Genomic DNA, 20,857 nt, shown 5'->3' on the forward strand with positions numbered 1-20,857 from the left:
CAGATAATGGCTAACAGCTACTAACTTTTTCTAGAATGATACATTGATCCCTACTGTTCCGATACGCTGCATAGGATATTCAATCACTTGGGTTTGAATAGACTCTGGGTCGAGCGGTTTACGGATCTTAGTTATTTCAAACAGGTTCATGCCCGAGATAAAGACTTGGGCCCGGCTCATACCGATACGATTGCTAAGTGCCACCGGAAGTGTGTAGCTGAGTGTGACGTTTTTGGCACGCAGATAGGCAGCATTTTGCAGAAAACGCGTTTGACCCTGAACGTTCTTCTTGTCGCTTGTCGAAATATGTGCGGCAGGAAAGTAGGCGTTGGGGTTTTCTGGTGTCCAGGTATCGGTAATGTAATAGCGCTCCACGTGGCCCGCGTTAAATGGATAGAACCAGGTCCAGTTACCATTGTCGGGCAGATAATCGGCTTGTCCTATACCCTGGAAGAATGCGGTCAGGCGAAGATTTTTGTAGGCAATGCTGGTATTAACCCCAAAGGTGTAGCGGGGAGAGCTATTACCGATGATGCGGCGGTCACCAGGGTCTGCCAGAGTATTCTTGCCTGGGCTGATGATCCCGTCGCCATTCAGGTCAGCGTACTGGATGTCGCCCGCCCGCCAGTTATTACCTAATCGCGACTGGTCTGGTGCGGCCTTCACTGCATCCTGAGTCTGGAAAATACCTATTGTTTCGTAGCCCCAGATTTCGCCGAGCTTCTGGCCTACATAAAATATACCTTGTCCGGGGTTAGGTAAGGCTCCCGATGGATTCTCAAATTTGGTGATCGTAGCTTGTGCATCAGCCAAAGCCACCGTCACGTCGTAGCTCCAGTCGGTCTTGATCCGGTCGCGCCAGGTCAGAGATAGCTCCCACCCTTTAGTGCGCAGGTCGGCGGAGTTGGACTGGGGAGCGTTGGTACCCAGGATATCTGGATAATCCACATTCATGAGCATGTCCTTGGTGTCGCGGGTGTAAAGGTCGAAAGAGAAGTCGAGGCGGCTTTTAAGCATTGTTATATCCAGTCCGATATTTTTAGATGTAACTGACTCCCAGGTGAGTGATGGGCTAACCAAGCCGGCGGGCGACACAAAAGGAATAGCAGCCCCCTGGAACATATAGGGGGCTTGCCCCGTACCCATTGAAGATATGTAAGGATAATAAATCTGATTACCGTTGTTTCGGTTCTGAATGGTTTGATTACCCAGGGTACCGTAGGAGGCACGCAGTTTCAGGTTATCCAGCCAACTGTTGGTACCAGCCATGAATTTCTCGTTGCTAATCCGCCAGCCCGCCGAGAAAGAAGGAAAGAATCCAAAGCGGCTATCCTGCGGAAAGCGGGAGGTACCGTCGTAACGACCATTGGCTTCCAGCAAATAGCGGTCGTCATAGTTATAGGTCAGTCGGTAGAACACCCCCCGCAGCGATACGTGCGATTTGCCTCCCTGGGTTCGCTGCACGCCGGTCGTTGCGTTGAGATCGGTCACGAACGGGGTAATCAGCGAGCGTGCCTGCGAGTAGATTGAACTGTACTGTCCACGCTCCTGGTTGAAGCCAATCATGGAAGTAATGTTATGCTTGCCCGTATTTTGCAAAGTATACTGTGCGTAGGCGTTCAGGACGTAGTACTGATTGTAGGAGGTCCGGTTCTCGATCCAGTCGTCGCCACTGAATCCATTGCTTACAGGACTCTTTGCTAGCAGGTCAGTATCAACAATGTCCACCTTGCTCTGTACATCCTGGTACATCTGGTTAAAAATGTTGTACGAGAAGTTTCCCGTTACTTTTAGGCCTGGCAGCGGCGTCAGCGTAGCCCCCTGGGTAAGCCAGATGTCGTTGCGGGTGAAGGTCTCGCGACCTCCGTCCTGTAGATAGGGGAAGAAGTTGGTGCCCCCGAAGTACTTACCGATATACTGCGCATACTGGTCACGGTCGCCGGGAGTGACGTAATGAGGCAGGTCTGGAAATTGGATAGGTTGAATAGGGTTCACCCGCGCCAGAGAGTTGATGTTAACGTCCCAGTTATAAAAGTGCGGCTTGTCGCTATTCTGAGAGTTGAAAATAATTTTTTCATCAAGGTTTAGCCATTTATTAACCTGGAAATCAGCCTTCATCAGTACATTGTACCGCTTAAACTTCTCATTGTTCATGCGCAAGTAGCCATCCTTGCTGAAACGCCCTAGCGAAACGAAGAATTTTGACTTATCACTTCCTCCGGAAATCGACAAGTCCTGCTGGTTGGTAGGAGCGTAGTCGGTCATGATCTTCTCTTGATAGCGATTGTAGCCATAATACTGAAGCCGGCCATTCACTACCCCCCACTCATTGGCGGGTATAGGATTATCAGAGTATTTCTTAGTAGCTGCTATAAAGTCGTCATCGTAGGAGGGGTTTCCATTTGTGCGGATGTTAGCAGCGTTGCGCGCCTGCGTAAACTCGTAAGGATCTGTCACGACGTCCATGTTGAAAATCGGCTTGGCCAGCGAAAACTGTGAACCGAAATTAACCTGAATTTTGCCGGCTTTGCCACTCTTAGTAGTCACGAGAACTACTCCAAAGGCGGCACGGGCACCATAGACAGCGGCCGCCGAGGCATCTTTCAGGACGCTGATGCTCTCGATGTCGTTGGGGTTAATACGGTTGATGTCCATCGGCACGTTATCTACCAGAATCAGGGGGGCACCACCGTTAATTGATTCATAGCCCCGGATATTGAACTGAGGCGACTGTGATGGATCGCCATTCCGAATGGATACGTTAAGGTTGGGAATTACACCCTGCAAACCTTCCCCTGCGTTGGCAATAGGGCGATTTTCGAGGCGTTCGGCGTCGGCTACACCCACGGCACCTGTGAGGTTTACTTTCTGCTGGGTACCGTACCCCACTACCACTACCTCATTAAGTACCTTGTCTTCTATGGCGAGGCTTACATTAATGGTGCTTTGGCTCCCTACTATTATTTCTTTGGAGGTATAACCTACAAAACTGAACACAAGCGATGTGTTGTCCGTAGGTATATCCAGTTGAAACTCCCCGTCCGCATTCGTGGTAGTACCGCGGCTTGTCCCTTTGATGACCACGCTCACCCCCGGCAGCCCACTGCCTGTTTCGTCACTTACCTTACCGGAAACCAGACGCTTGGGAGATTCCGGACCAGAATCCGTTACCGATAGGCGATCTACTGCGTAGTGATTCACTACCGCCTTCTCGTGTGCGCTGGCAGTACCCAGGATCAACAGGGAGAGCACAAGCTGAGTTGCCGAGGTCCGGGTGATCCTTTTTAGTACATTTTGATTGTGTACTTGTTCTTTCATAGTATAAAAAATGGATTAATTGAATTATTTAAGAGTAGCACAATAATCCTTACTGCGTACGCAGCAGGCACAGCAGAACATACAGTAGCTCTGTAATATCCCTGTAGTCTGAATGGCTGACTTCAGGCTACAGAATTCTTTACTCTGATATTGAATTTTTTTGGAATGTAGAACAGGTATGCGGTAAGCGGAATGCTAGTAACTGAAACAACAGGTATAGATACTCCCTGTCATTATGTTTAAGAAGTTGACATGGTACTCTGTATACTACTGTATTTAAATTTATTTTAAAAAAAATTTAAACCGATTAAAGAAAAAAGAGTTACACCCCTTACCAAAGCCTCAGCAGACCAGGTAATAGGTAGTATATGGATATGTGGCAGAGGGCTTTATCCGGATTGCTGAATAGGTCGTAGTAATTTTTTATACTTAACCTTTCCCGGGTTTCAGTACCAAGAAATAAAGTCTTTACCTGCCAGTTTCATCTTCCAGATACAACGGACCAACTCACCAGAATACCGTATACAGCGCCGCCAGTATCCCGCCAATCAGAATTGATAGTACTATGAACATGGGCGAAACCCGGAACATGCTTGTATGTACCTCCAGGGTTTTGCCTTCGGCCTGATCTTCTTTTTTAGCCAGGGAAATGGCCACCATCAAGGCTACTAGTATACAGAATACCCATAGCGTGCGGTCCAGGAAAGGGATGGGGTTAATCTGAATTCCCAGTAGAGCATCAAGTACCACTGGCATGGACTTAAACAGAATGGACAGCGGCAACGTCAGGAAAGCTGCCCACATGGCCGCCAGGGAGGTAGTCCGCTTCCAGAATATACCCAAAAAAAACAGGGCAAAAGCGCCCGGCGTAATGTAGTTGGAGTACTCCTGAATAAACTGATAGGCCTGCTCGAGGTGCCGGAGCTGGGGGGTAATGACCAAAGCAATGGCAAAGGCACCCCATACGGCCAGCCGCCCCACCCACACAATTTTGCGCTCGGAGGCGTTCTTGTCAAAAAATTTGCGGTAAATGTCCAGACTGAATATGGTAGAAATACTGTTGCACTTGCCCGCCAGCGAGGCTACAATGGCCGCCGTCAGGGCGGCGAAGGCGAGGCCTTTAAGGCCACGAGGCAGCAGGTTCATCAGGGTAGGGTAGGCGTGGTCGGGTTTGACAACACCGCCCGCGTCGAGCATTTCCTGCTGAAAGTAGCCGTTTTGGTAAAGTACATAGGCGGCAATACCGGGTATCACCACAATCACCGGAATCATAATCTTAAGAAACGCGGCGAACAGGATACCCGCCCGCGCGGTGGGCAGGTCGGCCCCCAGCGCCCGCTGAATGATATACTGGTTACAGCCCCAGTAGTTGAGGTTATTGATCCACATACCCCCGATCAGAATGGACAGGCCCGGCAGCTCGTAGTAGTACTTGTGCCGCTCGTCAAAAATCATGTGGAAGTGCGTGTCGGCCTCCTGGCGTAAAATTCCGAAGCCGTCCCAGGCACTTTGTCCGCCAAACTCATCTGATACCATGTTCAGGGCCAGGTAGGTAACTACCAGCCCGCCCAGTACCAGTACGACTACCTGTACCACGTCGGTATAGCCAATAACCTTCATCCCGCCCAGCGTAATAAAAATGGCAAACAACGCCAGGCCCACCATGCAGTACAGGAACGGAATGCCCGAAATGGTTTCAACTGCCAGCGCTCCCAGGTACAGAATAGACGTAAGGTTGACAAAAATGTAGAGCAGCAGCCAGAAAACCGCCATAATGGTACTTACGGTGTCATTGTAGCGTTGCGCCAGCAACTGCGGCATGGTGTAAATCTTGTTGCGCAGGTACACGGGTATAAAAAACACCGCTACCACCACCAGCGCCGCCGCCGACATCCACTCGTACGACGATATGGCCAGACCCATAGCAAAGCCCGAGCCCGACATCCCGATAAAGTGCTCGGCCGAAATATTGGAGGCGATAAGGGAAGCACCGATGGCCCACCAGGTAAGGGAGCCTTCGGCCAGGAAAAAATCTTTGGTGTTGACTTCAGTACTTTTTTTTCGTTGGTAAACCCAGTAGCCATAGGTACTTACGCCTATGAAATAGAGAAAAAAGACGACGTAATCCGTCCAGTGCAGTACATTCATTCAGGAAGAAGGGTTTAAGCGGGCGAGGCGAACGTACCTCGTGTCGGTGAATAAAGCGAACCGGATCACGATTTTACCCTACCCGCCGAAGAAAGCCATAAATAAGAATGGATAAGGTTTTTATCCCTCAGGTATCAAAGTAAGATTTGACCGCTTCAGTGTTGAGCCGTCTCTTTAACCAGTTGTTTATTCTTGTTTTATCGGCATTGGCCACCACTGTTTTATCGGTTTCAAATACCACCAGCGCAATGGTCTCGAACTTGGATGATTTATCATTATAAACCCGGGTTTCGGCGTAGGAACAGGAAACGATCTGAGGATAGAGTGGCTTTATTTCCTGCAGTAGCTGCTTGCCCAGAGCCATCCGGGTCTGGAGGCTGTCATTATAGGAGTCTTTCCGGCTCAAGAGCATGGTAAGGCGGTTTATTTCTCCTTTTAGTTTGTCAATTTCGTTGATGTTTTCTCTTTCGTTGGCAAACGAAAACCCCTGCTCGATCTGAAGCTGCGTATCCAGAATAAAAAAATCCCGGGCTCTCTTCGCTATCATACTCCGCTGACCGTCCGTAATCATACTGCCACCGTAGGTAAGCCGAATGGTTTTATTGGCCGGATTAATCTCCTGATTTAGCAAATAGTTACCTTCAAATACGCCGACACTCCTGACAAATCGACCGGCGTTCTCATTGAATCGTTCGCGCTGAACCAGCTCATATCCAAAATAAATACTCGGAATAAGGGTGAAAATTATTACAATCGTAATCCAGCGGTTTATCCGCTTTTTCTGGGCATCCTCCACGACCGTCCTGATGGGAAATTTCAGGATCTGGGAAATTACGATTGATGAAATAGCGATGTAAACCGTATTGATCATAAAAAGGTAAAAAGCGCCGAAGAAGTAGGTAAACTGGCCGGTAGCCAGTCCATAACCTGCCGTACACAGGGGCGGCATCAGGGCCGTAGCGATAGCTACCCCCGGAATAACATTCCCTTTGAACCGGCTGCTGATAGCCACAATACCAGCCAAACCACCAAACAAAGCAATGACTACATCGTAGATGGTAGGGCTGGTACGGGCCAGTAGTTCCGAATAGGCCGTAGATACCGGACTTATGGCAAAGTACAGCGTAGAGGCCAGTAGACTGGCGCCGACGGCAAAAACAAAATTGTTGAAGGCCCGGCGAAACAAAGGAAAGTTGTAGGTAGCAATGCTATAGCCCATACCATTGATAGGCCCCATGAGCGGAGATATAAGCATAGCGCCTATCACTACGGCGGTAGAATTCATATTGAGTCCTACGGAAGCCACAATGATAGCAAAGGACAAAATCCATAGATTGGTACCCTTAAAATTTATATCCCTCTCAATAGTTTCATGAATACGGTCATAGTCTTCAATATCACTTTCCAGATCTAAATATTTAGAAATCTTTTTTTTCATTAATTTTCTCTGGTTTTAGAATCTTGTTAAAATTCTCTCCAATTTTTTTAATGGTAGAACGACCTACATTTGTCGGGCTTGTGTGAACGGTCCGGAAACCTCCCACCCGATTCCGTAAATTATTCTGGTGCGGGTAAATAAGTATTTTACTTATACTTCCAAAGTAACGCTGCATTTTAAAGGGCAGGTTATCCAGTGCGTTCAGGTAGGAAACGGAGCCTTTGCGAGCAGACGTAAAAACAAAAAGATCCCCATCCTGAATTTTTTCTGATAGCACGGCGAAATCGTTCCAGTCATTAAATACCCGGAAGTCGATCTGGATATTTAGCTGAAGTTGCTTTAGATTACGATTTACCGACTCCTGGGTAGCCTGATTGCAGTAGTACAGTACCGGAATGGATAGTTCCTGTGACAATTTTATCATTTTCGAAAGCCAAAGGCTAAACCCGTTTTCGAGCTCCGACATGGGCAAAGATGTAAGGAGCATTCTTTTGTGAATGGCCAGAGGCTGCACAAAGTCGCAGATAAAAGTAGTTTTATCCGCGCTATTAATGATGCTGTATATTTTTTCCCCGAAAATCCGGTCAATAAGTCCGGAACGCTGGGGCCAGCCCAGCACCAGAATATCCGACATGATTTCAATGGAAGTACGTGCAATGCCCCTGGCTATATTATGATCAATGGTAGCAAGAACATTTACATCCATTTCAGCCGCCGAGGCATGCCTGATAAAGGTGGCAAGACTGTTTTTGGCCCTGATTACGTTAAGTTCTGCTTCCTCATCGTTGGGTACAACCGACAGGAGCGAGATCGGGTGGCTGGATTTTTTGTCTTTGATAAGAATGGCAAAGTCCAGCAGTTTCTCAAAGTTATTGATATTGGCTATGGGCAGCAGTATATGTTCGCTGGTACCACTAACGCTGATGTCAATCGTTGTTTCGTTTTCTGCCGAAAATATTATTTTTTTAGCCGCTTTCTCCGTAGCGAAAGAAGAAACGACACAGGTAATCAAAATCAGAATGATGGTACCATTCAGGATGTTTTCATCCAGAATATCGGCATGGTAGCCTACCAGGATAACCGCCAGGGTAGCCGCCGCGTGCGCGCTGCTCAGTCCGTATATCAGCTGACGCTGGGCAGTACTGTATTTGAAAAAAAATTGGGTAAAAAGAGCAGCCAGCCACTTTCCGGTCAGGGCCACAACGGAAAGAGTACCCGCGACAATCAAAGCTACCGGTCCTTTGAAAATAACCGATATATCTACCAGCATCCCCACACTAATCAGAAAAAAAGGAATAAACAGGGCATTTCCTATGAAATCAATCCGGTTCATCAGAGCCGAAGAGCGGGGAATTAGACGGTTGAGCGCTAGTCCGGCCACAAAAGCACCTATGATGGGTTCAACACCGGCGGCTTCGGCCAGGAAGGCGGCAAAGAAAACAACCGACAAAACAAAAATATAATGGGAGTGCTTTTCGGCTTCCAGCTTGCGAAAGAACCATTCGGCAATGCGGGGAATGAGCAGGAACATGATTGCCGAAAAAATAGCGAGGGATATGCCCAGGGTAATCCAGAACTCCTGCGTCAGACTACCCTCGCTTGAGCCAATAATAACCGCCAGGATAATCAGTACGGCGGTGTCGGTAAGGATGGTACCTCCCACTGTCACCGCTACTGCCTGGTTGGTGGCAATACCTAAGCGGCTAACAATGGGGTAGGCTACCATGGTATGGGTGGCGAACATACTGGCCGTCAAAATGCTGGCATTGAAGTCATACCCCAGCAGGTAATGACATACCGGATAGCCAATACTCAATGGAATTATAAAGGTGAAAAAACCAAAGACCAAGCTCTTGTTTCGATTGGTCCTGAATTCGGCCATGTCTAATTCAAGACCCGCAATAAACATGATATAAAGCAGACCAATGGTAGAAAACAAGTCAACGGCCGAGCTTTTAGCGAGCAGATTCAATCCATTTGGACCAATTACAACACCCGAAAGAATCAAGACGATAATGCCGGGGATGTTGAATTTGCGGAGTAAAATGGGAGAAAGAAGTATGATAAATAAGATCAAAGAAAATACCAGTACCGGATTCCGGAGAGGTAAGTCAAATTCATTTATAAGATGATCGAAAAAATGCGACATAATTCAAAATTTAGTGATGACTCTACGGTAGGTAGGGCATCACATACTTTCCATTCAAGTCAAATTTAAGAAAATTGTTACTACTTTATTTTTCATCTTCAGACTTCTTCCCGGTTTATGCCGGAAGATGGATAGTAAGGGCTATGTAATTAATTTTCCGGCCTGTCATTGAACAAAGAGATTTTTTAATGAAGGTACATTTATTCAATAACGTTTGGTTGGTAGTAAACTAAGGTAACGGGATGAACAAAAAAGCCGGACCCTTATAAAGGTCCGGCTCGTAATGAGGTACTATTGTGTCAGATTATAAATCGGTGAAATCGAAGCTTTCGAGGTACTTCGTGGTGAAGTTGCCGGAGCGGAAGCCCGCGTCTTCCATAAGCTTGATATGAAACGGAATCGTCGTTTTTATTCCTTCAATAACAAATTCCTGCAGGGCCCGCTTCATCCGGGTTACTACTTCCTCCCGCGACTGCCCGGTCACAATAAGCTTGGCGATCATGGAGTCATAGTTAGGCGGTATGGTATAGCCGCTGTACACGTGGCTGTCGATCCGTACACCGTGGCCACCCGGGAAGTGCAGGTTGGTGATTTTGCCGGGGCTGGGGCGAAAACCGTTGCCCGGGTCTTCGGCGTTGATCCGGCACTCCATTGAGAATAGCTTAGGCGTATAGTTACGGCCCGAAATAGGCTCGCCCGCCGCTACTTTTATTTGTTCCTTAATCAGGTCAAAATCTGTAACTTCCTCGGTAATGGGGTGCTCTACCTGAATACGGGTATTCATTTCCATAAAGAAGAAGTCGCCGTGCTTATCTACCAGAAACTCCACCGTACCGGCACCTTCGTAGCCGATGTACTGCGCGCCTTTAACGGCGGCCTCACCCATGCGCTCCCGAAGTTCGGACGTAATAATGGGGGAAGGAGTTTCCTCGACCAGCTTCTGGTGACGGCGCTGGATGGAACAGTCACGCTCCGACAGGTGACATACCTTTCCGTACTGGTCACCTACGATCTGGATCTCAATGTGCCGGGGTTCTTCGACAAATTTTTCGAGGTAGAGCGCGTCGTTGCCAAAGGCGGCACCCGACTCGGTGCGGGCGTCGTTCCAGGCTTTTTCAAATTCTTCAGGTTTGTTGACAATACGCATACCGCGCCCGCCCCCACCGGCAGTAGCTTTCAAAATAACCGGGTAGCCCATGTCGGCGGCCAGTTTTTTGCCCTGCTCTATCGAATCCAGCAGGCCATCTGACCCGGGTACTACGGGTACGCCGGCGGCACGCATGGTAGCTTTGGCCGTAGCCTTGTCGCCCATGCTGTTGATTTGCTCAGCCGTAGCCCCAATGAATTTAATACCGTAATCGGCGCATATTTGCGAAAACTCCGCATTTTCGGAGAGGAATCCGTAGCCGGGGTGAATGGCGTCGGCGCCGGTTACTTCGGCGGCGGATATAATATTGGGTATGCTGAGGTAAGACTGGCGACTGGCCGGGGGACCAATACATACCGCTTCGTCGGCAAAACGAACGTGGAGGCTGTCGCGGTCGGCAGTCGAATACACCGCTACCGTCTTGATGCCCATCTCGCGGCACGTCCGGATAATACGCAGGGCTATTTCACCTCGGTTGGCTATGAGTATTTTTTTAAACACGATTTATTTCAATTAACAGTTGTCATTGATCAGTGACCAATTGTTTTACTTACTCCTCCCCTTTCCAGGTAGTCAGTATCTGACAGGGGCCAGACTCAGCTATCAGACGGGTTCTACCAAGAACAACGGCTGGTCAAATTCCACCGGGGTAGCATTCTCGACCAGTACCTTCACGATCCGGCCCCCTACTTCGGACTCGATTTCGTTGAAGAGCTTCATGGCCTCAATAATACAGACTGCTTTTCCGGGCTTTATTTCATCCCCGATGTTAACCAACGCCGGTGTTTCGGGGCTGGAAGAGCGGTAGAAGGTACCGATCATGGGGGATTTAATGGTAATGTACTTCGATTCTTCTGAGGCAGCAGGCTTAGCTTCGGGTGCGGCAGGTGCCGGAGCGGCCGCGGCGGGTGCAGCAGCAGCAGTATGAACAGCCGGAGCCGGTGAAGCCGCTACCGATGGAGTACCGTAGCGTTTTACTTTTATTTTTAAATCGGCCGTTTCAATATTCACCTCGTCAAGTCCTGACTGGGCAATAAAGTCAATAAGCTTCTGAATTTCTTTGGTTTCCATATAGTCGTATTTTAAACCAGTTTTGAAAGAAAAAGTGAGGCGGTTGAGCCATTGGTACTTAGTATGCCCGCCTTTTGGTTAGTATTATTACTTCACCCTTTCTACGTAGTCCAGGGTACGGGTGTCTACTTTGATCCGCTGGCCCTGCTCAATAAACAAAGGTACCATAATGGTAGCGCCGGTTTCTACTTCCACCGATTTTTTGGGTGAGTTGGCGGTATCACCCCGCAAGCCCGGCTCGGCGTAGGTTACTTCCAGCTCCACAAAAGCGGGTAGTTCGCAGGTAAGGGGGGTGTCGTTTTCGGTGTTCATCAATATTTCAACTTCCTGCCCTTCTTTCATCAGGTTGGCTCCTTCAATCAGCTTCTCATTCAGCAGAATCTGTTCAAAGGTCTCCGTATTCATGAAGTTATAGCCTGCTTCTTCTTTGTACAAAAACTGAAATTTGTGGCGCTCTACCCGAACCGGAGTAATGTTAGCACCCGACGAAAACGTATTGTCAAGTACCTTGCCGGAGGTAAGGCTTTTTATTTTTGTACGTACAAACGCGTTGCCTTTTCCGGGCTTGACGTGTTGAAATTCAATGATCTGGTACAAATCATTATTAAAATCAATCACTAATCCATTACGGATATCTGCAGTCGTTGCCATGCTAGTAGTTAATAAGTAATATAATTTGGAAAATGTTTGGTGGCTGATTGGTAGCCAGCTTTCTTGGTTTTTATACTTTTTATGCTGTTGTTGTTCAGCTTCTTCTTACATTGAAAATGAAGCCCAAGTACTTTAATACGCCCACTTCACGTAGGCAGATCCCCACGTAAAGCCACCCCCAAAGGCGGCCAGTACCAGGTTATCTCCTTTGTGGAGCTGGGACTCGTAATCCCAGAGGCACAAAGGAATGGTAGCGGCGGTGGTGTTGCCGTACTTATGGATATTCATCATAACTTTATTTATACCTACTCCCATCCGGTTGGCCGTAGCCTCAATGATCCGGCGGTTGGCCTGGTGCGGAACCAGCCACGCCACATCCTCTCCCTTCAGTCCATTCCGCTCCATGATTTCGGCGGACACATCGGCCATGTTTTTAACTGCAAATTTAAATACCTGCGGACCGTCCTGGTAAGCGTAGTGCCAGCGTTTCTCGATAGTTTCGTGGGTGGGCGGGTAACGGCTACCTCCGGCTTTCTGGTGCAGGTAAGGTTGCCCGATCCCGTCCGACCGAATGAGGGAGTCAAGTATACCATAGCCGTTTTCATCGGCTTCCAGCAGTACGGCCCCGGCTCCGTCTCCGAACAGGACACAGGTGGTGCGGTCGGTATAGTCAGTAATGGCCGACATTTTATCCGCGCCCACCACTATTACTTTCTTGTACTTACCGGTTTCAACAAATTGCGAACCAATGGTCAGGGCATAAAGGAATCCCGAACAGGCGGCCTGGATATCAAAACTCCCAATCTGGCGGATTCCCACCATATCGCAGATAAGGTTAGCGGTACACGGAAACACATAATCGGGGGTGGTGGTCGCACAGATCAGCAGATCTATTTCCTGGGGCTGGGTATTGGTTTTGGCAAGAAGCCCTTTTACTGCCTCGGCTCCCATGTGGGAACTGCCCAGGCCTTCCCCTTTCAGAATACGCCTTTCCTTGATGCCCGTCCTGCTGACGATCCACTCGTCATTAGTGTCCACCATTTCTTCTAATTCGGCATTGGTCAGGACGTAGTCAGGAACGTATCCGTGTACACCTGTGATAGAGGCTTTTACGTGGGTCATGGTATTTTACATGCTTTTACAAAACCTTATAGGCTTTGATGAAAAGTATGATCAGGCACCAGGGTGCTTCATCAAGAAATTTTATTAGTTGCTCCTCCGGTAATGAAAACAGCAACCGGGCTTACTTTTTAATTGCAATATCGTATCTTCTTTGGGCGCGGTGGTGCGCTTGTGTCACAAGGAACGAAGCCGCCCACTACCACCTGGCTACCCTTCTTCGTCAGGCCAGAGCCTGGGTAATATGAGCGTGGGCGTTGGCCTGCACCTGTTTATACGCCCAGGAAAGCATGTTTTTGATGGCTACGGGCGAAGAGATGCCGTGGGCGATCATAACATTACCATTGACCCCGATAATGGGGCTTCCGCCAATTGCCTCGTAGTTGGTTTTATCGATGAAGTCATCCTGAAACCCCCGGCTTTTAGAAAGGTCGTACAGGGACTCCCCGAGCTTATACAGCGCATTTCCCGTAAAACCATCCGTTACGATAACATCGGCTTTGTCGGTAAAAAGGTCTTTTCCTTCAATATTTCCAATAAAGTTAATGCGCTTGTTGTCTTTTAGGAGTGGGTAAGCTGCCTGGGCTACCAAAGAGCCTTTCTGTTCCTCTTCTCCTATGTTCATGAGGGCTACCCGGGGGCGCTCGAGCTGTAAGGTGTGCTGAGCGTAGAGAGAACCGATTTCACCAAACTGGGCCAGGGTTTCGGGTTTGCAGTCGGCATTGGCTCCAATGTCCAGCATAATAGCGTGACCTCCGCTTATCTGGGGCACAAATCCGGCAATGGCCGGACGAATGATACCTTCAATGGCCCGGATGCTGAACAGTGCTCCTACGGTCATGGCGCCGGTATTGCCGGCGCTGCAAAAGATATCGACGGCTTTTTCTTTCAAAAGCTTAAACCCAACTCCAATGCTGGAATTGGGTTTCTGTGAGAGCGCCTTCGTGGGGTGCTCGCCCATTTCTATTATGTCGTCGGCATGGACAATTTCTACCACCGGCGACTCAAAATTATGCTTTAATAATATTTCCCGGATACTTTCCTCCCGCCCGACCAGTACAATACGTGCGTCGGAGGGGAGCTCAGGAGTTGCCATTATTACCCCTTCTACTATTGCTTGCGGGGCAAAATCGCCTCCCATAGCATCTACTGCAATTTTCATTTACACTCTTTTAATTGGCTAAAAAAAAGGAAATCGTGGGTGTAAAATTAGCAGTTGCGCCGGAGTAAAAAAGAATTTCGCAACAACTTTTATACGGCTGCTGCGAAATCCATGGGTGCTAACATACGGAATTAGACCGTTTTAGCGTAGTTTTCTACCACCACTTTACCCCTGTAGTAAAGGTTACCCTCGTGTACGTGAGCGCGGTGAAGCTGGTGGATTTCTCCTGTTGTAGAATCCACGCCTAGTTGCTTACCAGTCAGGAAATCGTGCGCTCTGCGGGTGTTGCGGCGGGTCTTCGAATGTCTTCGTTTCGGATGTGCCATGATCTATACCTCTGATTTATTATTGTTCGTTTATGATTACTTTCCTCTTAATTTTTTCAATGCTTCCCAACGCGGATCAACCTCTGTATCATTGCCTTCGTCGGTACCGGTCTCCTCTTCCGGGTCGGTTTCCGTATCCGGGAGAGAGCTGTAAACCAGTGTCTCCGGCTCATCGTCTTCGTCGTTTTTTTCCGCGGCACGCAAGCTTGGGTGAAGCCTTTTCATGGGCAGAGACAGCACGATAAAGTCAAAAATATAACGGGCAACGTTGATCCGGGTGGTGTTACGGTGAATAATTTCTATCTCCTCCGTAAGCTCTTCGTCATAATCCCCAAATTTAAGAATCAGACGCCCCTGGGTATCCACAGGTTCATCGAACGGATCCAGCGTACGATCACAGGTTAGTTCTACACTACCCACCACCTGAAACTGCAACTGCACCATCGTAGCCGACTTGTCCAGCGTCACCTGAGCCCGGAAATGGCCGTGCTGTATGACATCCTGCTGCATTTCTTCAAAAAACGCGTCGCCGGACTCAAAGTCGTAGACATACCGTTTGTCTTCCAAACCGTAGATGTCTATGTTATATTTAGCTAGCTCTTTCACTACTTTCCGCAAAAAGGACTGCAAAGATAAGGGCTTTCAGAATAATTAAAAAGCTTGACTGCTAATTTATTGTCTTACTGCCCCCTGAAACTTTATGTCTATAATTTTTTGGCCGGATTACCAAATACCGTAGCTCCGTCGGATACATTCTCAATAACTACCGAACCGGCCCCGATCCGGGCGTTTTTCCCGATTTGGACCCCCGCTACCAGAATGGCGCCCGAACCTACGAAAGCGCCGTTCCCGATGGCTACGCGATCATTGATAATCGCTCCCGGCCCTATATTCACAAAGTCGCCGACCTGCACAAAAGTTTCCAGTATGGCCCCGGTCTGGATTTGACAGTGGTGGCCGATCTGCGTACTGGCGGCCACCGAAACCTGCGCGGCGATCAGATTGCCGTGCCCCAGCGAAGCCAATTCTGATACGACAGCTTTGTCATGAATGGCATTGACGGGCATGGTTTTGCGGCGCTCATTGAGCATTTCCACCAGCTGCTCGCGTACAACCCGCTCGCCAACGGCCACAAAGGCTTCGCACTTGGAACCGATGACCTTCAGAAAGCCGCCGTCGTCGGTGTCACCTAATATGCTTGCCTCGCCTATTTCTTTCCCCTGTAATTCTTTATTATCATCCAGAAAGCCGTAGATCAGCACCCCGTTGCGACGAAAAATATCGTAGACCTGGTTACCGATGCTTCCTGCGCCAAAAATCAAAACCGGATTCTCCATAGTATAGTAGTAGTACTTTAAAATAAGGGCCAAAGGTACGGAACCAGCAGGGCTAATTCATAGAACTGAATCAGGTACTTAGCTCCGGCTGTAGCTTAAAGGAACGTAATTCTGAATACGAAAGGACTGATATAGGGAGAAATATTGCGGCCGGTGAAAGGGTTCAGCTGATTCTGATGGTTGAGATTATAGAGCAGAGTCATGTGTACGGCCCGGGTGTAACGGCCTCCGAGGGGCTGGGTGTAAGCGCCTCCTACCAGGGGTGAGCCAATCCACATGCGTTGATTCCGTCTTTCGGTGGGGTTGTAGTACTGAACGTTCATACCCTCGTATTCGGCCTGCAGGGTTATCATGGGCAGGATGGAGTACATCAGAAAGGTACGCCCGCCGTAGTAGTTGTTGTTGACGCCCAGGCGGCGTGAGTACAGCCACATGTAGGTTACGCCCACCCCTCCTACCAGTTTATCGGTAAGCTGAAGACCCGCCATGGGGGAGAGGTTAATATTGGTAACAGTACCAAAACCCAGGCCAAAGCTGCCACCCAGTCGGATACGCTCACTCAGGGGCGGTACCCCGTCCTGTTGCGGTTGCTCCTCTACCACCGGAGGTACAGGGGTCGAGGTATCGGTTGGGCGACGCGGGCGTTCGTTACGGGTACTGTCTATTTTATAATACTCTTCGTTCTGAGCTATGACCTCGTTGTGGGTTGCGCCAAAGGCTACTATTACTATTAATATGGGGATAAATCTTTTCATTTTAAAAAGGATTGCTATTTTTACTGATTAGTAGTAACGAATTCAATAAACTGTTTGGTTTATTAACCGGACCCGAATTAGACTGAGCGGACATTTTCCGAACCCCCTTGCCCATGTTATACCAAATTTCCGTAGCCGATCCGGCTTCTCGCTTTATAGAGATACGTTACACTATCCCGGCAATTCAAAGCGAGTCCATTGAAGTACAACTTCCCGCCTGGCGTCCCGGTCGCTACGAAATCCAGAATTTTGCCAAATACATACAACGCCTGGAAGTACAGGGAGGTTCGGGCCAGCTCCGGTCGTTCCGCAAAGTTACCAAAGATCGCTGGCTAATAGATACCACGGGGGAGCAGGAGGTTGTAATCAGCTATAATTTTTACGCCAATATTCAGAACGCCGGCAGCAGCTACGTGGACGAAGACCTTTGGTACCTTAACTTTATAAATTTTTGTTTTTATACCGAAGGACGTATAGACGAACCGTGCCGGATTGAGCTGGCCCTGCCGGATGGCTACGAAGTAGCTTGCGGTATGCCCCAGGTAGAAAAGCACAGCCTGCGGGCAGAAGATTTTTATCAGCTGGTTGATAGCCCGCTGCTGGCTTCGGATTCCCTGCAGCACGAGCAGTACGAGGAAGGCGGCGTACACTTTCACGTGTGGATGTACGGCAACCTGCGCCCGAACTGGAAGCGCATCCGGACCGACTTCGCCCGCTTTTCCCGCGAGCAAATAGCCATGATGCGCGAATTTCCCGAAAAAGAATTTCACTTCCTGAACCTGATTCTGCCCACGGCCTTTTACCACGGGGTAGAGCACCGCAACTCGACCATGATAGTGCTGGGGCCGGATGATGAAGGAGAAGGCCTCTACACCGACCTGCTGGGGGTCAGTTCCCACGAGCTTTTCCACGCCTGGAACATTATCCGGATTCGTCCGGCTGAGCTTTTGCCCTACGATTTTACCCGGGAAAATTATTTTCCGACCTGCTTTGTGGCCGAAGGATGTACTACCTACTACGGCGACCTGTTCCTGAGGCGGTCGGGGGTTTTTAACGACGAAGCCTACTTCAAGGAGCTGCAGGTATACATGAAGCGGCATTTTGAACACAGCGCCGGGGCTTCGCAGTCGCTGATAGAGTCGTCGCTGGACCTGTGGCTGGATGGCTACGAGAAAGGTATTCCCCGGCGCAAGGTGTCGGTGTACCACAAAGGCGCGCTCGTGGCGATGATCCTGGACCTGTACCTGCGCAAAAAGCATAACCACGCGCGGTCGATTGATGACGTCATGCGTCTGCTGTGGCAGCGGTTCGGCAAGCCGTTTGTGGGCTACACCCTCGACGACTACAAAGCTATTGTGGAAGAAGTAGCCGAACAGCCCCTTGACTGGTACTGGCAGGAGTGTATCACGACGAATACGCCGCTGGAGGCCCGGCTCAACGAGGCGCTCTCTTTTGTTGGCCTGCAAATGACTACTTTCAGCAATGGTAATGTACAGCTGAACGTACTGGACGACGCCCGCGCTACGCTTCAGCGGGAACGCTGGCTTACTTCGGCCTACGTACTTACCGAAGAAGAGGAGGAAGGATGAGGTCTCGCCCCGCTTATTAGCCAACCTATTGCCCTACATGAAAAAAATTACTTTACTGCTTGCGTGGCTACCGCTCGTGCTCTTCACCGCCTGCCGGTCGGGCCGTACCATTACGTTTCTTCATATCAATGATGTATACGAAATCGCTCCCCTGGATCACGGCAAGGCGGGGGGTATGGCCCGGGTAGCCCACATTAACCAGGAGCTACGCCGGAAAAATCCGGAGAGTACCTACTTTGTCCACGCCGGCGATTTTCTGAGTCCGTCGGTGATAGGTACTCTGCGCCACGAGGGCGATCGTATCCGGGGTCGGCAAATGGTGGAGGTAATGAACAGCGCGGGAGTAGAGTACGTTACCTTTGGCAACCACGAGTTTGACTACGATGAAGAAGCCCCCACCGTACTCAGCAAGCGTATCGAAGAGTCCCGGTTCAGGTGGATTATTGCCAATATGCAGCTACGGCAGCAGGATAAAACCGTGCCTTTCTCGAAGGATGGAGCCGCTTTTCCTACCTCGGTAATCCTGGATAATGGCCAGGTGCGGGTAGGAATGTTTGCGCTGTGCTTGCCGGTGCAGAAAGACTTTGTGGAGGTTACCGACCCCTTTGAAGCGGCGCGACGGGAGTACGAAGATCTCAAAAACCGCTGCGACGTAGTAGTGGCGCTGACCCATCTGGAAATGGCCGATGACCGTCGCCTGGCCGAACAGTTTCCCGGCCTGACCTTAATCATGGGCGGCCACGACCACGATCACATCAGGGAACGGATAGGCCCGGTAACCATTGCCAAAGCCGACGCTAACGCCAAAACGGTGTACATTCACCGGCTGCGTGTTAATCCCAGACGCAAAAGTGCCCGCGTAAAATCAAGGTTAAAAACCATTAACGAATTGGTACCCGAAGAGCCACGAACCGCGGCTGTCGTAGCCAAATGGCAGCAAATCGCCGCCGAAAGCTTCCGGGAACTGGGGTTTGCTCCCGACGAGGTAGTATACACGACCCCGGTACCCTGGGATGGGCGCGAAGCCACGGTACGAACCGAACACTCGGTCCTGACCAGCACCATCGCCAGCAGTATGTATGAAGCCTTTCCGGGCAGTGACCTGGCCCTGTTCAACGGCGGCTCGGTACGCGTGGACGACGTACTCCAAGAGGATATATCGCAGTATGACATTGTACGTATTCTGCCTTTTGGAGGGGGAATTTCGCAGGTAACCATGACTGGCGACCTGCTTCAGAAAGTACTGGAGGCCGGTCGGCTCAGCCGGGGTAAGGGAGGTTTTCTGCACCACCACAACGCCCGCTACGACCCGCCGACCGGCACCTGGCAGGTAGCGGACGCTCCGCTTGACCTCCAGGGTACTTACAAAGTAGTACTACCCGACTTTTTGATGACGGGTAAAGAGTTTGGTATGAGTTTCCTGCTGCCCACCCACCCCGGGGTAAAAGCCGTGGTGACCCCTGCCCGGGAAGACCCCCGCTCAGATATCCGTAAAGTATTTATCAGCCATCTGAAGAAATAGCGTCTTATGAAAACTTTCTACGTGCGTTTGCCAGTGTTGTTTTTCTTTACGCTAAGTACCTGCTTCGCCTTCGGGCAGTCGTGGACACTGGGTCCTTTTCGCAAACACGATAAGGCCAATCCGGTACTTACCCCCAGCGCTACCGCTACCTTCGACTGCCCCGTACGGGGCGAAACGGTACACTGGGAACAAAAGGATGTTTTTAATCCGGCGGCCGTAGTCCGAAACGGAAAGATATACCTGCTGTACCGGGCCGAGGATACCGTGGGCAAATACAACGGTACCTCCCGCATTGGCCTCGCTACCAGTAGCGACGGTCTGCATTTTAAGCGCCTTCCCCAACCGGTTTTTTATCCGGACAACGACGCTTACAAAAAATACGAGTGGGAAGGAGGCGTAGAAGACCCGCGTGTGGTCGAAACCTCCGATGGTACCTACGTAATGACCTACTCCGCCTACGATGGCGACAAAGCCCGACTGTGCGTAGCTACCTCCCAAGACCTGCTCAGCTGGCAGAAACACGGGCCTGTGTTCAAGAATTTTATCAAAGGCGGGGGCGAAGACTACTGGTCCAAGTCGGGCTCGGTGGTGTGCCGGCGCGTAGGCGATAAACTGATAGCTACGAAAATCAGTGGTAAGTACTGGATGTACTGGGGCGACCAGCCGCAGTTGTACGCAGCCGTATCCGACGACCTCATTAACTGGTACCCGCTGATCCGGGGCGACAAGTCGCTGAAAGCCGTGGCCGAAGTACGGGCGGGTCAGTTTGACAACCGCCTGCTGGAACCCGGTCCGCCGGCTATTCTGACGGCCCGGGGCATTGTCCTGATTTATAACAGCATGCACGATGCCAAAACGGGTACCATCCAACTACCCGAAGGTACTTACGCCGCCGGGCAGTTTCTGTTCAGTGCCGAAGAGCCCGATAAACTTATCGACCGAACGAAAAGTTACTTTATGAAGCCCGATAAGCCCTACGAAATAACCGGGCAGGTTAATAACGTAACGTTCCTGGAGGCGCTCGTTCCGTACAAAGGGCGCTGGTGGCTGTACTACGGTACCGCCGACTCCAAGATAGCGGCAGCGTCGGCCCCGTTACGGTAAAAGCTTCCCTACGCAGGTACT

Annotated in this window: 16 protein-coding genes; 3 read left to right on the plus strand and 13 right to left on the minus strand. The window is 49.9% G+C overall.

Annotated features, from left to right (window positions below; genetic code table 11):
* Positions 1–30: 30 nt before the first annotated feature.
* The 13 genes from VGN67_RS22470 to VGN67_RS22530 form a co-directional block, all read right to left on the minus strand.
* A complete protein-coding gene (locus tag VGN67_RS22470) occupies positions 31–3,318 on the minus strand; it encodes a TonB-dependent receptor (protein WP_327489402.1) in 3,288 nt (1,095 codons plus the stop codon).
* 507 nt (positions 3,319–3,825) lie between these two features.
* Complete coding sequence (locus VGN67_RS22475) at positions 3,826–5,466, minus strand: sodium:solute symporter family transporter (RefSeq protein WP_327489404.1); 1,641 nt, start codon at positions 5,464–5,466, stop codon at positions 3,826–3,828.
* Between the two features lie 127 nt (positions 5,467–5,593).
* Positions 5,594–6,904 (minus strand): DUF389 domain-containing protein, encoded by a 1,311-nt coding sequence (locus VGN67_RS22480; RefSeq protein WP_327489407.1) that lies wholly within the window; start codon positions 6,902–6,904, stop codon positions 5,594–5,596.
* The gene (locus VGN67_RS22485) at positions 6,885–9,053 is read right to left on the minus strand and encodes a cation:proton antiporter (protein ID WP_327489409.1); all 2,169 of its coding nucleotides are present in this window, start codon (positions 9,051–9,053) and stop codon (positions 6,885–6,887) included. Before VGN67_RS22485 ends, VGN67_RS22480 begins: the two co-directional genes overlap by 20 nt.
* A gap of 304 nt (positions 9,054–9,357) precedes the next feature.
* On the minus strand, positions 9,358–10,701 hold the full coding sequence (accC, locus tag VGN67_RS22490; protein ID WP_327489411.1) for an acetyl-CoA carboxylase biotin carboxylase subunit: 1,344 nt from the start codon (positions 10,699–10,701) through the stop codon (positions 9,358–9,360).
* A 102-nt stretch (positions 10,702–10,803) separates the two neighbouring features.
* Complete coding sequence (accB, locus tag VGN67_RS22495; RefSeq protein ID WP_327489413.1) at positions 10,804–11,271, minus strand: acetyl-CoA carboxylase biotin carboxyl carrier protein; 468 nt, start codon at positions 11,269–11,271, stop codon at positions 10,804–10,806.
* A gap of 87 nt (positions 11,272–11,358) precedes the next feature.
* A complete protein-coding gene (efp, locus tag VGN67_RS22500; RefSeq protein ID WP_327489415.1) occupies positions 11,359–11,922 on the minus strand; it encodes an elongation factor P in 564 nt (187 codons plus the stop codon).
* 132 nt (positions 11,923–12,054) lie between these two features.
* Positions 12,055–13,044, minus strand: coding sequence for a beta-ketoacyl-ACP synthase III (locus VGN67_RS22505; protein ID WP_327489417.1), 990 nt, complete (start codon positions 13,042–13,044; stop codon positions 12,055–12,057).
* A 220-nt stretch (positions 13,045–13,264) separates the two neighbouring features.
* On the minus strand, positions 13,265–14,203 hold the full coding sequence (gene plsX, locus VGN67_RS22510; protein ID WP_327489419.1) for a phosphate acyltransferase PlsX: 939 nt from the start codon (positions 14,201–14,203) through the stop codon (positions 13,265–13,267).
* 131 nt (positions 14,204–14,334) lie between these two features.
* Entirely contained in the window at positions 14,335–14,529 is a 195-nt protein-coding gene (rpmF, locus tag VGN67_RS22515) for a 50S ribosomal protein L32 (protein ID WP_327489421.1), read from the minus strand.
* Between the two features lie 36 nt (positions 14,530–14,565).
* On the minus strand, positions 14,566–15,135 hold the full coding sequence (locus VGN67_RS22520; RefSeq protein ID WP_327489423.1) for a DUF177 domain-containing protein: 570 nt from the start codon (positions 15,133–15,135) through the stop codon (positions 14,566–14,568).
* A 98-nt stretch (positions 15,136–15,233) separates the two neighbouring features.
* The gene (locus VGN67_RS22525; protein ID WP_327490212.1) at positions 15,234–15,866 is read right to left on the minus strand and encodes an acetyltransferase; all 633 of its coding nucleotides are present in this window, start codon (positions 15,864–15,866) and stop codon (positions 15,234–15,236) included.
* 95 nt (positions 15,867–15,961) lie between these two features.
* A complete protein-coding gene (locus VGN67_RS22530; RefSeq protein ID WP_327489425.1) occupies positions 15,962–16,621 on the minus strand; it encodes a hypothetical protein in 660 nt (219 codons plus the stop codon).
* A 113-nt stretch (positions 16,622–16,734) separates the two neighbouring features.
* Here VGN67_RS22530 and VGN67_RS22535 point away from each other — a divergent pair, with 113 nt between their 5' ends.
* Genes VGN67_RS22535 through VGN67_RS22545 form a run of 3 tightly spaced genes read left to right on the plus strand, consistent with a single transcriptional unit; the run spans position 16,735 to position 20,836 of the window.
* Complete coding sequence (locus VGN67_RS22535) at positions 16,735–18,210, plus strand: M61 family peptidase (protein ID WP_327489427.1); 1,476 nt, start codon at positions 16,735–16,737, stop codon at positions 18,208–18,210.
* A 37-nt stretch (positions 18,211–18,247) separates the two neighbouring features.
* Positions 18,248–19,732, plus strand: coding sequence for a bifunctional metallophosphatase/5'-nucleotidase (locus VGN67_RS22540; RefSeq protein ID WP_327489429.1), 1,485 nt, complete (start codon positions 18,248–18,250; stop codon positions 19,730–19,732).
* Between the two features lie 6 nt (positions 19,733–19,738).
* Positions 19,739–20,836, plus strand: coding sequence for a glycoside hydrolase family 130 protein (locus tag VGN67_RS22545; RefSeq protein WP_327489431.1), 1,098 nt, complete (start codon positions 19,739–19,741; stop codon positions 20,834–20,836).
* Positions 20,837–20,857 lie beyond the last annotated feature (21 nt).

It is taken from the genome of Telluribacter sp. (genome assembly GCF_035998675.1).
In the GTDB taxonomy this organism is placed as follows: domain Bacteria; phylum Bacteroidota; class Bacteroidia; order Cytophagales; family Spirosomataceae; genus Telluribacter.

What these genes read in the sequence shown, in the direction of transcription:
- efp (WP_327489415.1), bottom strand. Translation starts at nt 11,922, where the DNA reads ATGGCAACGACTGCAGATATCCGTAATGGATTAGTGATTGATTTTAAT.
- rpmF (WP_327489421.1), bottom strand. Translation starts at nt 14,529, where the DNA reads ATGGCACATCCGAAACGAAGACATTCGAAGACCCGCCGCAACACCCGC.
- VGN67_RS22545 (WP_327489431.1), top strand. Translation starts at nt 19,739, where the DNA reads ATGAAAACTTTCTACGTGCGTTTGCCAGTGTTGTTTTTCTTTACGCTA.
- plsX (WP_327489419.1), bottom strand. Translation starts at nt 14,203, where the DNA reads ATGAAAATTGCAGTAGATGCTATGGGAGGCGATTTTGCCCCGCAAGCA.
- VGN67_RS22530 (WP_327489425.1), bottom strand. Translation starts at nt 16,621, where the DNA reads ATGAAAAGATTTATCCCCATATTAATAGTAATAGTAGCCTTTGGCGCA.
- VGN67_RS22505 (WP_327489417.1), bottom strand. Translation starts at nt 13,044, where the DNA reads ATGACCCACGTAAAAGCCTCTATCACAGGTGTACACGGATACGTTCCT.
- VGN67_RS22475 (WP_327489404.1), bottom strand. Translation starts at nt 5,466, where the DNA reads ATGAATGTACTGCACTGGACGGATTACGTCGTCTTTTTTCTCTATTTC.
- VGN67_RS22535 (WP_327489427.1), top strand. Translation starts at nt 16,735, where the DNA reads ATGTTATACCAAATTTCCGTAGCCGATCCGGCTTCTCGCTTTATAGAG.
- accB (WP_327489413.1), bottom strand. Translation starts at nt 11,271, where the DNA reads ATGGAAACCAAAGAAATTCAGAAGCTTATTGACTTTATTGCCCAGTCA.
- VGN67_RS22540 (WP_327489429.1), top strand. Translation starts at nt 18,248, where the DNA reads ATGAAAAAAATTACTTTACTGCTTGCGTGGCTACCGCTCGTGCTCTTC.
- VGN67_RS22525 (WP_327490212.1), bottom strand. Translation starts at nt 15,866, where the DNA reads ATGGAGAATCCGGTTTTGATTTTTGGCGCAGGAAGCATCGGTAACCAG.
- VGN67_RS22470 (WP_327489402.1), bottom strand. Translation starts at nt 3,318, where the DNA reads ATGAAAGAACAAGTACACAATCAAAATGTACTAAAAAGGATCACCCGG.
- VGN67_RS22480 (WP_327489407.1), bottom strand. Translation starts at nt 6,904, where the DNA reads ATGAAAAAAAAGATTTCTAAATATTTAGATCTGGAAAGTGATATTGAA.
- VGN67_RS22485 (WP_327489409.1), bottom strand. Translation starts at nt 9,053, where the DNA reads ATGTCGCATTTTTTCGATCATCTTATAAATGAATTTGACTTACCTCTC.